At 27.8% G+C, this 16,364-nt stretch carries 15 protein-coding genes; 2 read left to right on the top strand and 13 right to left on the bottom strand.

Annotated features, from left to right (window positions below):
• Nucleotides 1–2: 2 nt before the first annotated feature.
• From KGF48_RS00255 to KGF48_RS00230, 6 genes are all read right to left on the bottom strand, one after another.
• Nucleotides 3–314 carry a L7Ae/L30e/S12e/Gadd45 family ribosomal protein gene (locus KGF48_RS00255; protein WP_227434219.1) on the bottom strand — a complete coding sequence of 104 codons (312 nt, stop codon included), beginning with the start codon at nucleotides 312–314 and terminating at the stop codon, nucleotides 3–5.
• Nucleotides 304–585, bottom strand: coding sequence for an RNase P modulator RnpM (rnpM, locus tag KGF48_RS00250; RefSeq protein WP_227839927.1), 282 nt, complete (start codon nucleotides 583–585; stop codon nucleotides 304–306). The genes KGF48_RS00255 and rnpM overlap by 11 nt, the downstream gene beginning before the upstream one ends.
• Nucleotides 586–591: 6 nt before the next feature.
• Nucleotides 592–1,746, bottom strand: a complete 1,155-nt coding sequence (gene nusA / locus KGF48_RS00245) for a transcription termination factor NusA (protein WP_227839931.1) — start codon at nucleotides 1,744–1,746, stop codon at nucleotides 592–594.
• A gap of 29 nt (nucleotides 1,747–1,775) precedes the next feature.
• Nucleotides 1,776–2,237: a ribosome maturation factor RimP gene (gene rimP / locus KGF48_RS00240; protein ID WP_227867625.1), complete on the bottom strand. Its 462-nt coding sequence runs from the start codon at nucleotides 2,235–2,237 to the stop codon at nucleotides 1,776–1,778.
• 212 nt (nucleotides 2,238–2,449) lie between these two features.
• Complete coding sequence (locus KGF48_RS00235; protein ID WP_227867624.1) at nucleotides 2,450–6,748, bottom strand: PolC-type DNA polymerase III; 4,299 nt, start codon at nucleotides 6,746–6,748, stop codon at nucleotides 2,450–2,452.
• Nucleotides 6,749–6,961: 213 nt separating this feature from the next.
• Nucleotides 6,962–8,791, bottom strand: a complete 1,830-nt coding sequence (locus KGF48_RS00230; RefSeq protein WP_227867623.1) for an SH3 domain-containing protein — start codon at nucleotides 8,789–8,791, stop codon at nucleotides 6,962–6,964.
• Nucleotides 8,792–9,105: 314 nt separating this feature from the next.
• Between KGF48_RS00230 and KGF48_RS00225 the strand changes: the two genes are divergently transcribed.
• Both KGF48_RS00225 and KGF48_RS00220 read left to right on the top strand, forming a co-directional pair.
• Nucleotides 9,106–9,843 carry an NAD-dependent protein deacylase gene (locus KGF48_RS00225; protein WP_227839938.1) on the top strand — a complete coding sequence of 246 codons (738 nt, stop codon included), beginning with the start codon at nucleotides 9,106–9,108 and terminating at the stop codon, nucleotides 9,841–9,843.
• A gap of 118 nt (nucleotides 9,844–9,961) precedes the next feature.
• Nucleotides 9,962–10,282, top strand: coding sequence for a MazG-like family protein (locus KGF48_RS00220; protein WP_009905401.1), 321 nt, complete (start codon nucleotides 9,962–9,964; stop codon nucleotides 10,280–10,282).
• A 213-nt stretch (nucleotides 10,283–10,495) separates the two neighbouring features.
• Here KGF48_RS00220 and KGF48_RS00215 read toward each other — a convergent pair whose 3' ends face one another.
• From KGF48_RS00215 to KGF48_RS00180, 7 genes are all read right to left on the bottom strand, one after another.
• Entirely contained in the window at nucleotides 10,496–10,645 is a 150-nt protein-coding gene (locus tag KGF48_RS00215) for a hypothetical protein (RefSeq protein ID WP_227827188.1), read from the bottom strand.
• Between the two features lie 1,037 nt (nucleotides 10,646–11,682).
• Nucleotides 11,683–13,134 (bottom strand): leucyl aminopeptidase, encoded by a 1,452-nt coding sequence (locus KGF48_RS00205; protein WP_227867622.1) that lies wholly within the window; start codon nucleotides 13,132–13,134, stop codon nucleotides 11,683–11,685.
• 15 nt (nucleotides 13,135–13,149) lie between these two features.
• Nucleotides 13,150–13,590, bottom strand: coding sequence for a MarR family transcriptional regulator (locus tag KGF48_RS00200; RefSeq protein WP_227839945.1), 441 nt, complete (start codon nucleotides 13,588–13,590; stop codon nucleotides 13,150–13,152).
• A 260-nt stretch (nucleotides 13,591–13,850) separates the two neighbouring features.
• On the bottom strand, nucleotides 13,851–14,279 hold the full coding sequence (ytfJ, locus tag KGF48_RS00195; RefSeq protein WP_227434208.1) for a GerW family sporulation protein: 429 nt from the start codon (nucleotides 14,277–14,279) through the stop codon (nucleotides 13,851–13,853).
• Nucleotides 14,233–14,865 (bottom strand): DUF2953 domain-containing protein, encoded by a 633-nt coding sequence (locus KGF48_RS00190; RefSeq protein ID WP_227867621.1) that lies wholly within the window; start codon nucleotides 14,863–14,865, stop codon nucleotides 14,233–14,235. The genes ytfJ and KGF48_RS00190 overlap by 47 nt, the downstream gene beginning before the upstream one ends.
• A gap of 217 nt (nucleotides 14,866–15,082) precedes the next feature.
• Nucleotides 15,083–15,622 carry an SMC-Scp complex subunit ScpB gene (gene scpB, locus KGF48_RS00185; protein WP_227827184.1) on the bottom strand — a complete coding sequence of 180 codons (540 nt, stop codon included), beginning with the start codon at nucleotides 15,620–15,622 and terminating at the stop codon, nucleotides 15,083–15,085.
• 1 nt (nucleotide 15,623) lies between these two features.
• Nucleotides 15,624–16,343 (bottom strand): segregation/condensation protein A, encoded by a 720-nt coding sequence (locus tag KGF48_RS00180; RefSeq protein WP_227827183.1) that lies wholly within the window; start codon nucleotides 16,341–16,343, stop codon nucleotides 15,624–15,626.
• Nucleotides 16,344–16,364: the final 21 nt, after the last annotated feature.

Here is a 16,364-nt window from a genome sequence, read left to right as displayed (position 1 = left end):
TTTTAAATTTCTATTAGTTCAATTATCTTTTTAGCAAAATTTTCATCTTTTATTCCTACGACTGCTCTTGGAGATTTTCCTATTGCAAATCCTATTTCATCTTTTGTTGAAAAAAATAGATATGGAATATTTCTAAAAGTTGATTTATCTTTAAAAAGTTTTTTTGTGTTATTTGATGCATCTTCTGCAATTAAAATTAATTTTACTTTTCCTTTTTTTAAGTCAAGCAAAGTTGAATCATCACCAGACACTATTTTCCCTGCACGAGTTGCGAGCCCTAAGAACGAGTGTATCTTTTCTTTATTATTTTTCATATTCTTCTAACTCCATAAGTAGATTATCATAGACTTCATCAGGAACATCAATTTTAAAAGCTTTATTTAATGCTTTGCTTTTTATAGCTTTTTTTAGACATTCAGAGCTTTTACATACATATGCTCCTCTTCCATTAGCTCTTCCTGTTTGGTCTAAAAATATTTTTCCTTCTTTATTTTTAACTATTCTTATAAGCTCTTTTTTAGAGTCTCTATCTTGACATGCTATGCATTTTCTTTGAGGCACTTTTTTTACTTTTTTCAAAGCCATCCCTCCTTACTCTTCTTCTTTGAAATTATCATCTGAGACATCTAACTCATCTTGATTGATAAATTCAGCTTTAATACCCTCATCTTCTATTTCTTTGGAATTTTCAAGATTTATCATTTCTTGTTCTGCTTGAGATTCGCTCTTAATATCTATCTTCCAGTTTGTCAATTTTGCTGCAAGTCTTGCATTTTGACCTTCTTTACCTATAGCAAGTGATAACTGATAATCTGGAACAATAACTAAGGCAGATTTTTCATCTTCATTTATATCTACTTTAACAACTTTTGATGGGCTAAGTGCTGCTGATATAAACTCTGCTGGATTTTCACTATATTTTATTATATCTATTTTTTCATCACCAAGTTCATCCACTATATTTTTTACTCTAAGTCCTTTTGGACCTACACAAGCTCCAATTGGGTCTATTTTTTCATCTATAGATCTTACTGCCATCTTAGTTCTTGACCCAGCTTCTCTTGCCACTGATTTTATTTGAACTATACCCTCATATATTTCAGGAACTTCTTCTTCAAATAATCTCTTTACTAGACCTGGATGACTTCTTGATACAACTATTTGAGGTCCTTTGTTAGTCTTTTTAACTTCAAGTATATAGAATTTTATTTTTTGACCTGCTTTGTAATTTTCAAATGGGATTTGTTCACTTTGAGTCATTATCCCTTCTATTCTTCCAAGATTTACATAAACAATATTTTTATTTGCTCTAGCAACCTCTCCTGTAACTATTTCATTTTCTTTTTCTATAAATTCATTATACACTATTTCTCTCTCAGCTTCTCTTATTCTTTGAACAACTACTTGTTTTGCTGTCTGAGCTGCAATTCTTCCAAAGTTTTTAGGTGTAACTTCATGCTCTATAATATCACCCAATTCATAATTAGGGTTTATCTCTCTAGCATCTGCTAACTCTATTTCTAAGAAAGTATCATATAGGTCTGATTCATCGACAACTACTCTTTGAGAAAATACTTTTATATCTCCTTTGTCTCTATCAAACTCAACTCTAACATTTTGTGCTGAACCAAAGTTTTTTTTGTATGCAGTTAAAAGAGCTTGCTCTATAGTATCTATAAGTATTTCTTTATCTATACCTCTATCAACTACTAATTCGTTTAGTGCTTCCATAAATTCATGATTCATTTTTTATTTCCTCCCTATTTAATATACCACTAAAACTTTATTGCTAATCTAACAATAGCAACATCTTTTCTATTAAATTCCATTTCTTCACCATTTATAATGATTTTTATATTATTATCTTCTGTTAATCCTACAAGTTCACCTTCAAATTGTTTACATCCATTTAATGGTTTATATAATTTTAAATCTACATCTCTACCTTGGTATCTAACAAAATCTCTGTCTTTTTTTAATGCCCTATCAAGCCCTGGAGAAGATACTTCTAAAAAATAATTCTCTTTTATAGGGTCTTTTTCGTCTAATATTGGGCTTAGTTCTCTACTAACTAATTCACATTCGTTTAAAGATATTCCTTCTTCTTTATCTATGTATACTCTTAAGTAGTATTCTCCCACTTCTTTTACATATTCAACATCAACCATTTCAAATCCATGTTCATCCGTTATTTTAGTTACAATTTCTTCAATTGCTGCTTCTAAATCTTTTTTCATTAAATTACCTCCTATTCAATTGTAAATGACTAGTTTAATTTTATTAAATAATTTTTAAATTAAATGTATTCAATAAAATTAAACTAGTTCTTAATAATATATTTAAAATAAAAGAGTGAGAACAGCTGTCTCACTCTTAGTTTCTGCAAAGTATACTATTTTCTATACTATGATATCATAAAATTCTTTTATTTGCAACTTTTTAAACTAACCTAAAACAGAGACAATTGGTTTTCATCGCTCATATTTTCAAGTGAGCCATGATTAGTAAGTGTTTCTATTACTGTTTTTGATACTTTTGCTCTCTTTCTTAAATCTTCTTTTGATATAAATTCACCATTTTTTCTTTCATTTTGAATATTTAAAGCTGCATTTCCTCCAAGGCCTTGTATTGCTGCCATTGGTGGAAGTAATGTTTTTTCTCCAACAACTATAAAGTCACTTGCATCTGATTTATATATATCGACTGGTAACAACTTTATCCCCCTTGCATACATTTCAAGAGCAACTTCTAATACAGTCAACATACCTTTTTCCTTTGTAGTTGCATCATTTCCCAATGATTCAATCTCATTTATTTTTGATTTTATAGTATCCAAACCCTTAACAATTAAATCTGCATCAAAATCTTCCACCTTTGTAGTAAAGTAAGTTGCATAAAAGGCTTCTGGGTAATGTACTTTACAATATGCAATTCTAAATGAGGTCATAACATAAGCAACCGCATGTGCTTTGGGGAACATATATTTAATCTTTTTACATGAACCTATATACCATTCTGGAACATTATTTTTCTTCATTTCTTCAATATGTTCTGGTTTCAAACCTTTCCCTTTTCTTACACTCTCCATTATTGTAAAACTCATCTTAGGAGGTAAGCCTTTAAATATTAAGTAGTTCATTATGTCATCTCGTGTAGATATAACATCTTTTAATCCCACTATATCTTCTCTAACTAAATCTTGTGCATTGTTTACCCAAACATCTGTACCATGAGAAAGACCAGATATACGTACGAGCTCTGCAAACATAGTGGGTTTTGTGTCAAGAAGCATTTGTCGTACAAACTTAGTTCCAAATTCAGGTACAGCAAGACATCCTATAGGACAATTTATCTCTTCTGGTGTAACTCCTAACGCTTCTGTAGATGTAAATAAAGACATAGTTTCTTCATCGTCTAGAGGAATTTCTGTTATATTTATTCCAGTAATATCTTCAAGCATTCTTATGATAGTAGGACCGTCGTGTCCAAGTATATCAAGTTTAAGTATCCTACCACTTATTGAATGATAATCAAAGTGAGTAGTTATAACACCACAAGAAGTATCATTTGCTGGATATTGTATAGGTGTAAAATCATATACATCTTTATAGTCTGGTATAACCATAACTCCACCAGGATGCTGTCCTGAAGTTCTTTTTACACCAGTACACCCATTTGAAAGTCTTAGTACCTCTGCATTTGGTACACTTATATTATTTTCTTCTACATATTTTCTTGCATATCCAAAAGCTGTTTTTTCTGCTACAGTACCTATAGTTCCTGCTCTATATACATATCCCTCTCCAAATAATTCTTCAGTGTATTTATGGATTGTAGGCTGATAATTTCCTGAGAAATTTAGGTCTATATCTGGTTCTTTATCACCTTCAAAACCTAAGAAGACCTCAAATGGAATATCATGACCATTTTTAGCAAGTTTTCTTCCACATTTTGGACAATCCTTATCTGGCAAGTCAACACCTGACCCCCATTCACCTATTTCATAAAAAAAGGAATATTTACAATCTTCATTTTCACAAATATAGTGCGCTGGTAGAGGATTAACTTCTGTTATATCACTCATAGTAGCTGCAAATGACGAACCAACAGAACCTCTTGAACCAACTAAATATCCATCTGAGAGAGATTTTGCAACTAGTTTTTGAGCTATGATATACATAACTGCATATCCATTACTTATTATTGAATTTAATTCTCTATCCAATCTCTTTTGAACTATTTCTGGTATTGGCTCTCCATAAATCCGTTTAGCTTTTTCATAGCACATTTCCCTTAATTCTACATCTGAACCTTCTATAATTGGTGGATATGTATCATCTGGTATAGGTTTTATATTTTCAACCATATCAGCAATCAAATTACTATTTTCAACCACAACTTCATATGCTAACTCTTCTCCAAGATAACTAAACTCCTCCAACATTTCATCTGTTGTTCTAAAATGTAAATAAGTCTCTTCTTCATCTACCTTAAATCCTTGAGAATACTTTAGAACTTTTCTTAAAACAGCTTCATGTTTATCTAAAAAATGAACATCTCCAGTAGCTACTGGAATTTTATTAAACCTCTTAGCTGTATCAATTAATTTTCTATTTAATTCTCTTAGCTCTTCTTCATCCTTTACTTCTCCTTTATCAATCATAAACCTATTGTTATCTATAGGCATCACTTCTATATAATCATATAAATCTATTATTTTTTTCATTTCTTTATCAGGTACATTTTTCTTTACAGCTTGAAAAACAACTCCTGCTTCACAAGCTGAACCAATTATGAGACCTTCCTTATACTCATTTAAAATACTTCTAAGGATTCTTGGTGCTCTAAAAAAATGATTTACATGTGCATCTGAAATTATTTTATATAAGTTTTTTATACCTACAGAATTTTTTGCTATCAAAGTTATATGATTTGTACTAAGCTTTGTATAATCAATTTTTCCAAGAATATTATTCACATCACTTAAAGTTTTTGCACCTTTTTCTGTAAGCATCTGTAAAAATTTATTAAATATAAGTGCAGTTGCCTCTGCATCATCAACTGCTCTATGATGGTTTAAAAGAGGTATGCCAAGCTCTTTAGCAACAACATTTAACCTATGTCTTTTTAACTTTGGAAGCATTACTCTGGCTAACATAAGTGTATCTACCTTTTTGTGATTATACATTATCCCCTGTTCTCTACACTTCTGTGATATAAATCCAGTATCAAACTCTGCATTATGTGCAACTAGTACACTATCTCCAACAAACTCCATAAATCTTGGAAGAACTTCTTCAATAGTTGGCTTGTCTTTAATCAATTCATTAGTTATTCCCGTTAATTCTTGTATCTTATACGAAATATCTTTTTCAGGATTTATCAGTTCACTAAATCTATCTACAATTTTAAAATTTTCTATTTTTACAGCACCAATTTCAGTTATTTTATCATTTGTATTAGAAAATCCAGTAGTCTCTATATCAAATACAACAAACGTCTGAGAAAGTTCTTTATCATTTGCATCTTCTATAATAAGAGAATCATCTTCAACTAAATACCCTTCTACTCCATAAAGTATTTTTATGTTGTTTGCCTTACCAGCATTCATAGCATCTGGGAATCCCTGTACAACACCATGGTCTGTTATAGCAATCGCTGGATGTCCCCATTGGGCTGCACGTTCTACAAGTTTTTTAACAGAACAAATAGCATCCATAGAGGACATCTGAGTATGTGCATGAAGTTCTACCCTTTTTTCTTCTGAAATATCTTTTCTCTCTGGTCTATTTTCTTGTCTAATTCCACTAATCATCATACTAATTTCTCTTTGATATGTATCATAAACTATGTCACCTTTAAGTTTTAAATAAGCTCCTTTTTTAACATTTTCAAGTACTCCATCTTTATTGGTATCTGTTAAAAATAGCTTACAACTTATTGAACTAGTATAATCTGTAATCGATGCTATCATAAGTATTTTTCCATTTTTAAGTTCTTTAGTCTCAACATCAAATATATCCCCAACAACTGCAACTGTTCCAGAAGATGCATTTAATCCAGATATATTTTCAATCATAGCATTTGCATTATCTCCATAGACTAAATTTTCATCAACTTCTGATTTAATAACATAACCTTCTTCTTCATTTTCTTCACACTTATTAATTTGTCCAATTTCCAATGCTCTAATTTTTTCTTCCATTTCTCTATCATTTATTCTTATGAGTCTTTCTACATTTACCTTTTCATCAACAGCTTTTTCAATAGTTATATCTAAGTCCAATCCCAATTCTTCACTAAGAACAGTTTTAAGTACATGAACTACATTTTTTCTTATTAATCTCTCATAAAATATACCCTTTGGGAGTTTTATTTTTAATTCTTCATCTAAACAAAGAAATTCAACTTGCTTATACCATCCTGCAATGGACGGACACAAGTACTTTAATATATACAAGATATTATTCCAATATTTTTTTATGACATCTTTGTTAGATTTTCTTTCAAACCCAGTAAATCTTATTTTCATCTTTATATCTTTAAAATAATCAAGCTTATACATCAATTCTTCTCTAAATTTATCTAAAAGTTCATGGGAAACAATCTCTTTAGACGTTAGGTAAAAGTAAACAATTTTATTTTCTTTAAAATAAACTACTCTATTTATGTAAACTTCTTTAAGTTGTTTTCCAAGGCCACTGTTATTAATTTCTAATTTATCTAAATATTCCTTAACACTTTCCATTTATATCCTCCTTTCCTAACATTATATATATATTATTACCACTTTTTCTCTATTTCTATCTATTACTCACTTATATTTACTTAGAATTAATATTATAACATAAAAATTTTACTAATATTAAGGTTTATATCTAGTAAATTATATACAAAAAGACTACAGATAATTTAAACAAAATGAAAAACTACCCATAGTCTATATTTTTTTACTTATGTATTACTTATATTGTGGTACTTCAAAGACTAAACTACTTCCACCACCATAAAGGCCAATTAAATTTTCCATAATTCCAGAAATTCCATTAGCCCAATTTACATCAGTTGCATATTGGTGCCATGTATAATCATAATTCCACTTCATCTTGTAAATAGTATTTTGATTGTACTTAGAACTATTTACATAGTTTTGAGATATCCATTTTGCAGAACCATCTATTGTAGCTTCAATACTAGTCCATCCATTAGAATATGCTGCCTCTGCTCCTGAAACATTAGCACTTTTATCTATTGCTCCTATTCCAAAAAAATTATACACTTTAACTGGCTTGCTAAGAGCTTGACCTTTATAAGAAGTCAATGTCTGACCTTGTGCAAGTGTAGATTTACCATAAGCAGTTTCCCACATAGCATGAGATACTAGATATACTACATCTATATTATACTTCTTAGCAGCGTTTATAAATGCAGCTCCTTGATTCTTAAATACACTAGAAGATAATCCGTTAAGGTACGAATTTAAACTTGACTCTGATATACCACTTCTATAACTATTAATCTTCAAAAATTGCATCATACCTTTTGTAGTATTTGTAAAGTTTTTAGGATTTAAATAATATTCTATATCACTTGAACTAGCATTTACAAATGAACTTGTTCTTTGTGCTGAAAATGTACTAAATTCAGGACTTGGAGTACTTTTTCTATTACCTGGAGCTATTACATTCCCTCCTGCTGTTGCTTTCTCAACTTGTTTACTTATATGAGAAGCTAACGTATAGCTTAGAGATTTGTAATCAATCTTAGCCCCACTTATATTTGCCATACCATTTACTTGTCCTGATGTTGTAGAATCATTATTTCCATTATTGTTGGAATTGTTATTTGAGTTATTATTATTTGTATTATTATTTGATGTATCTGTTGAATCAGATAGATAATTTCCCACAACAAATGCTTCTTTATTATTAAAATTAATTTTAGCCCATCCACTACTTTCTGATATCACAGTTACTTTGCTTCCCTTATAGACCTTTCCTAATTTACTATATGTAGAACCTGGACCACTTCGTACATTTAAAGAAGCTGTATTTACAAATTTATTAGTATCTTTTTTATCAGTATCTTGGCTAGAATCATTTGTATCACTCTGACCTGCATCTGATAAATACATACTAGATACATATCCATCTTTTCCATTATACTTTATTTTTGACCAGCCATTAGATTCTGATATTACTTCTACCTTACTTCCTTTTTGTAACTTACCTAATACACCATAGCTTGTATTTGGACCACTTCTTACATTTAGTGAAGTTGTATTTACCTGCTTAGTTTTTGATTTATTAGTTGAGCTTGATACATCTCCTAGATAAGAACTCGATACATAACCTAGTCTTCCATCATATTTGATTTTTGACCAGCCATTACTTTCTGATATTACTTCTACTTTTTGTCCCTTTTTTAATACAGTTATAACTCTATAGCTTGTTCCTGCTCCATTTCTCATATTTAAACTATTTGAAGTAACTTGTTTTTCTTTATTTGTAGATGTTCTTAAAAAATCACCATTAGATTTTGCTATATATTTTGATGAAGCCCAACCTTCTTGTCCAGATTCGGCTTTTATTTTATACCATCCATTAGAAGAGTCTTTTATTAAAACTTTATCATCTTTTTTAGCAACAAAAGATATACTACTTTCGGCAGTTGGTTCATTTCTTACATTTAAATAATTTATAGTCACTATACCTATTTCTCCATCAGCATGTGCATTTACCATAGTTAATGGTAATACAGCTAATGTTGCTAAAGCTGCTCTTTTCTTCACTTACTTCCCCCGCCCTTCTTTTAACACTAAAACAATTTTAATATAATTATACGACAACTTATGATTTTAGTAAATATTGTCTATTTATATTATGTATACATTTTATTTATACTTTCTTTATTTTTATTTCTGATTTTAATCTATATATTTATATATTGAAAAATATAAATTTTTTTAGCTCGTATAATTTTATTTATACCCACTCTTTAAATTGATTTTTAAAACATTAAGAAAATACTCAGAATCTAATAAAGTAACATAAACTTTATATTATGTAGTACAATCTATATATAATAATTTTGGAGGTGTAGACTATGGATGCAAATAACCTAAAAGACTTAATATCTAATCATAATAATATAGTATTTTTTGGTGGAGCAGGTGTTTCAACTGAATCTAATATACCAGATTTTAGAAGCTCTACTGGACTTTTTAGTCAAAAACTTAATAAACAATTTACTGCTGAGCAATTAGTTTCACATACTTTCTTTGTTAAATATCCAGAGGAGTTCTTTGAATTCTACAAAGACAAACTAATATATCCTAATGCAAAACCTAATAATGCCCACATAGCTTTGGCAAAGCTAGAAGAAATGGGCAAACTTAAAGCTGTTATAACTCAAAATATTGATGGGCTTCATCAAATGGCTGGAAGTAAAAATGTTTTAGAACTTCACGGTTCTGTACATAGAAATTACTGTACTAACTGTGGTAAATTTTTTGATTTAGAAGCTATGCTAAATCTAGGAGGTAATATTCCTCATTGTGATGATTGTGGCTCTATAGTAAAACCTGATGTAGTGCTTTATGAAGAAGCTCTTGACAGTGATATTATTACCAAGACAATTTCTGCTATAAGTAATGCTGATTTACTGATTATAGGAGGTACATCATTAGCTGTATATCCAGCAGCTAGTTTTATAGATTATTACAAAGGTAAATATATTGCTCTTATTAATAAAGCAAACACCGTTTATGATAAATCTGCATCTCTTGTAATTAATAGACCTATTGGAGAAGTTCTATATGAAGCTGTATTAAGACAAATATAGATTTATTTCACTATTTTTATTATATATATGAGTTTTTATGTTGAATTTAAAGTTTCTTTTTAGCATTATTTTTGTTATAGTATTTTAGTATAAATATATAATTTGAAAGGAGCTTTTTATGAAACTAAAAACTATATCTTTACCAGAACTTAATAATTTAGACCCAACACTGGAGTCTACATTTATCAAAATGGGTGAAGAACAAGGCGAATTAGCTGAATGTATAGGCAAATTCAGAAATCTAAGTGGAGAAAATAATGACTTAGATGAAGTTGATATTATAAAGAAAACTGCTAAAGAATTGATGGATGTGGCTCAAACATGTGTAACTATGATGTTTAAACTAGAAGAGCAATATGGTATTAATCTTGATGAAATACGCAAAGAACATATAAAAAAACTAGAAAAAAGAGGTTACATAAAAAACATAGATAAGTAAACCTTCTATCTCTAAATATTTATTAAAATAAATTTAAAGTATGAAATATTTAATTTCTATGTAAATTTGCTATTAAATGGTATCTCAAAATGATTTTTTTAGATTGTAATTGAGATACCATTTTTTGTTTTATTTGCATATATTATTTAATATTTTCATAAACGATTAAATTTTATCCAGTATAACGAGTTTTTTGTCAGCAAAATTTTATTTTTAACTTCTATATTGTTCTCTCTTATTTTCATAAATTTTACTATATTCTTCTACTGCTTCCTCCCATGCTTCTATATCTGTTATCCCCTTTTCAATTGCTAATAAATGAACTATCTCAGCTAACTTTGATGCTGATTCTATTATTCCCATTTGTTACACCCTCTCTATTGTCAAATACTTACAAAAACTGTTAATTAGTTCTAATATTTGTTATTATTATTCCCAAAAACTTTAATAAATAAAAATATTTTTATTTTTTGACATGATTTCAATATGCCCACTAAATTTAAAAATTTTTATCTCTTTAATATTTCTATATAAAATCTTAACTTTATTAAATTTTTTATATATTAAATTGATAGAGGATGAATATATTTATATAGGTACATATTAATTTATTATAGGAGAGAATGCTCTATGTTTAAAATTTTTCTTTTTTCTAGTGAACAGTTTGTAAGTCTTTTTATATTCGGATTATTTCTATATCATTGTCCAAAGCTAACAAAAAATATTTTACCCTATAGTTACACAGTTGAAAAAATACTTTGTACCTTAATGGTAATAGTCGTTGCTTTAGAACAAATTTTAATTATTTCTTCAGGGAATTATAGCACCTTGAATTCCTTACCAATTGGAATTAGCCATATTTGTATATACATATGTATAGCTATATTAGCTTTTAAACAGTATCATTTTTTTAACATATTTTTTTCTTGGAGTTTAGTCTGTTCTGTTGGAGAACTTATTTTTTCTAAAAACTTAGGATACGAATTCCCTAGCTTTATATATTTTCTATTTATCTTCTCTAAATGTTTGATAATATATGCAAATATTTATATGGTTGATGTAAGAAAATTTAAAGTTAACAGACATGCATTTAGAGATAATTTTGGAATTTGTCTTATTTACTTTTCATTTATATTTTTACTAAATACATTTACTGATTCACAATATTACTATAGCTTTTTAAGTTACAATACAACTACCATTTTCATATTTATTTTTGCTACTAGCATTGTGTACATACTTCCTCTTTTATCTAATATAGATACCTTTATCCTTGAAAAAAAGAAAAAGAGTAAATAATTTATTTAAATTTATAAATAAAGCCACTTGGACATTTTTTAAGTTTTAAAAATATCCAAGTGGCTTTACACATTAAACTATAGTTTTTGTATTATATAATTTTATATCTCTGCTAAATAATACAATGTCCTAACAGGCTCCCCTGTCGCTCCTTTTGATTTATATCCCTTTGATTTTGATGATGTACTTGTACCTGCTATATCCATATGTATCCATGGAGTACTGCCAACAAATTCTCCAATAAAGGCTCCTGCTGTTATGCATCCAGCATTTTTACCTCCAGTATTTTTAAGGTCTGCTTCTTCTCCCTTTACCATATTTTTAAACTCATCATAAAGTGGCATCTTCCAGACTCTTTCTCCAGATAAAGTAGATGCTTTTTCCAACTCACAATAAAAATCCTCATTATTTGTTACTACAGGAGTTGCAACATTCCCTAATAATGTTAGAGCTGCACCAGTCAATGTTGCTACATCAACAACTTTTGTCACTTTTTCATTATTTATAATGTAATATATTGCATCAGCTAATGTAAGTCTACCTTCTGCATCTGTATTTAAAACTTCAATAGTTTTTCTTGCCATAGAATTAATTATATCTCCTGGCTTATATGAACCTCCTGATAAAGCATTTTCACATGCAGCTACTACTGCTATAACATTTTTCTTTAATTTACTCTGAGATATGGCACACATAGCTCCTATTACACTTGCCGCTCCAGCCATGTCTGTTTTCATATCTAGCATAGATGCATTTGATTTTAAAGAATATCCACCAGTATCATAAGTCAATCCTTTACCCACTAGACCTAGTATATCTGTATTTTCTTCATCTCCAAAATAGCGCATTACTATAAATCTTGGTTTATTAACTGAACCTCTTGATACAGCAAAAAAAGCTTCCATACCCAATGCTTTTATTTTTTCTTCTTCATAAATCTCAACATTAAATCCATACTCTGCCCCAAGTCTAACTGCCTCTATTGCCAATGTCTTTGGGTATATTATATTTGATGGTTCGTTAACTAAATCTCTAGCTATTATAGTTGAATTAGATAGTATTTTAGCTTTTTCTATTTCATACTCTGCTTCTTTTTCAGTAAATATAATTATATTATCTATTTCTCTTTCTTCAAAAGCTTCACTTTTTGTCTTATATTTATCAAATTTATAGTTGCCAAGCAATATTCCTTCTGAAAAAGCACCTATCTGCTCTATGTCTAAATTAACATTTATTATGTTAATATCATTATTTTTACATACTTTATTTCTAAATACCCCTTTTATTTTTTTACACAAGTTGCCACCTATGATTCTAAGTTTTTCCTTATCTAAAGATTCTTTCTTACCAAGACCAACTAAACAAAGGTCTATTAGATTGTCATTTTCAAACAATGTCACAATTTCTATGTTATTTTCTTTAGCACTGAAGTTTTTACTTACAATATTTAATTTATCAAACATTGTAGAAACATTCTCATCTTCAAACACAGTAACTACAGTTATAGCATCATCCAAACTTTTTAATATTTCTTTAGAACATTTTATATGCATATTAAATTCTCCTTTTTAAAATAATTGTTCAATTATATTTCTAGAGTCTTCCAAAGAAGCAAATAATTTATCTTTGTTTTCTATATCTAAACAGTTCATTTTATCACTTATTATAGATATAAATTTTAATATTTCATCATCTAGTATTTTTTCTCCACTTTCAGTTATTCCATAAAAAGTATTTCGTCTATCTCTACTATCTTCTTCCCTATATACATACTCTTGCTCAACTAACTTATTAAGTAATATACACAAACTAGAAGTAGATACATGTAAATCTCTACTCAAATTTTTAAGTTCCATTTTATTATGTTTTCTTATACTTACTAAAGCAAAAAATTGCCTTTCTGTAAGTACTTTACCTTTTTTATATCTTTCATTATTAATAATCTTTATTAAATTATGAAAGTTATTCATACTCTCCAACAACAAAATAGATAACTCTTTATCACTCATAAAATTCACCTCAAAATTAATAATTGGGACTCCCTCTTATCCCCCAAATATGTTTATATATCTCTAATATAATACTTCTTTTCTTTTTATAATTATACTATAGATAAACTTTATTATCCATTTAAATTGTTTTAAACTAAAATATTATTAGGTATAAAGTAAAAAACATTTAAATTACATTATAAAATAGTGAGACTTATATCAATCTCACTATTTTACTCAATGATATATTTTATTTTCAAAACTATTCTAATCTTATACTACATATTGTTCTTGTCTGTATTTTTATTATTTTGAGATATATTCTGAATTTTTTCTAATACTCTAGGAGTTATAGACAGAATATTATCAACTAGATTAATATTACTATCTAAGCTCATTATTCTAGTCTCTCCACTTTCAACTACTACAAATGCTACTGGTTGTACAGATATAGCTCCTGCACTACCTCCTGCAAAATTTGTATCTGCTTTTTCACTTTTTATTTCAATATTTTTATCTTTCTCATCATATCCTTTTGAATACTCTCCTCCACCTATACCAAATCCAATTGTTACTTTTGATATAGGAACAACTACTGTAGTATCTGTTTTTATAGGGTCTCCTATAATAGTATTTGCATCTATAGAACCTTTAATAGTTTCAAGAGTTGTTTCCATAAGACTTTGTATCGAACCTGTTGCTCTCATTACTATCACCTCCCTTATAATTTCCTTTATTTTTATTCATAACCTTATTAACCATTATTATAAAATGAAATAAATCTTTTATTCTTGACCTTATATGTATCCTTAAATTTCCCAAAAAGTAATCTTTTGTAAAATTTGGATTTACATTTAAATATATTTTTTCTGCATCAATTATATTAAATAAATTTCCATATAGAGTATTTATTAATACATACACAGAAGATGTCAAACTTATATTTTTAGTTCCAAAATCAATGTTTGAATAAAATTCATGTATTTTTATCTTTTTTAATAGTCTATAAACACTTAAAAGATCATCAGCCAATAATATACTAGAGTCTATATTATTCTTCATCCCCTCTTTTTTATCATTATTGTTACTATTTTCAGCTGGATAGAGTTGTCTATTTATATTTATTAAATCAAACATGTATTTTATATTAAGTTTTAAACAAACATCTTTATTGTTTATATCTGCTATTAATAAGATATTTATATGAGACATTAAAAACAATATAATTATACTTATTATAAAAATTATTGCTACTATTAAGTATTTAAAATTAAGTAATTCATTAATCTCCATGTTTATATTATCATCAAAAAATTACTATTTATACTTAATTAACCATATTTATTTTACCAAAACCATTTTTTTATATTCACAAAAAAACACAATAACTTAGATTATTTTAAACCGTCTAAAAAATTTAAAACTATAAACTAAATTACTGTGTTCTTCATATTTTTATTTTAAAATTAACATTTCTATTGTAAAATTAACATTATCTTTGTATAACATTTTATTCATTTGTTACTGCTTCTTGATAAGTTTCTATAGCAGGCAACTCTTCAAGGCTTTCTATATTTAACAGCTTTAAAAATTCATCTGTTGTCTTATAAATTATTGGTTTTCCTATTTTATTAAGTCTACCAGCCTCTCTTATAAGTTGATTTTCAAATAGAGTTTGTAACACCTTATCACATTTTACTCCCCTTATATCTTCTATCTCTACTTTTGTTATTGGTTGTTTATATGCAATTATAGTAAGAGTCTCTAGTGTAGCTTGACTCAAACTTTTCTTTTTCTTTGGTTCAATAATTTTTTTTATATATTCTGCATAATCTTCATTTGTACACATTTGATATTTGTTTTCCAATTTGATTATCTGAATACCTCTATTTTTTTCTCTATACTCATCAATAAGCAAATTTAACATAATCTCTATCTCTTTTGATGAAAGTTCTTTATTTATTATATAATTTAATTCTTTTATACTTATTGGGTCACCATATGCAAACATAATAGATTCTATAATACACTTTATATCTTCTCTTTTCATTTTAACACTCCGAACTTTTTCTTATTAAAATATCATCAAAAAATATATCTTGTACCACTACTATTTCTTTTTCTTTTATAAGCTCCAATATAGATAAAAAAGTAGCAATTATTTCATCATTTTCATATGATTTTATGATATTTGTAAAAGTAACTTCTATTTTCTCTTTTATAACATTTCTTATATACACTATTTTTTCTTCCACAGATATTATCTTTTTTCTCACTATTTTATCCAATTTTTCATCATTAGTATTTTCAATTTGTGATGTTTTAACCTTAAATATATATGGAAGTATATTTTTTATTGCCTCTATTGATATATCTTCTAAATCTACATTATCATCAATAACTATTTCTTCTTTGGTTCTATAAAATCTTTCATTAATATAAGTTATATTTTCCCTTATATCTTGTGATGCTATTTTAAATTTTCTATATTCTTCTAATTTCTCCATAAGTTCTATTCTTGGGTCTTCTTCTTCATCCTTTTGTTTGTAAAGTAAGTATTTAGATTTTATCTCTAAAAGCTTAGATGCCATAGTTATAAATTCGCTAGTTATCTCTAAATCCATTTTATCTAACATTTTTAGATAATTAAGATATTGCTTAGTTATATCTATAATTGATATATCTTTTATATCTATCTTATGTTTAGTTATCAAGTCATACAGCAAATCTAATGGTCCCTCATAGACTTGTAATTGTATATTATACTTCATATTAACCCCTCTTTAAGTTGT

The sequence above is a fragment of the Clostridioides sp. ZZV15-6388 genome (assembly GCF_020657755.1).
Taxonomy (GTDB): Bacteria; Bacillota; Clostridia; order Peptostreptococcales; family Peptostreptococcaceae; genus Clostridioides.
This window is presented reverse-complemented; position numbering and strand designations above follow the sequence as displayed.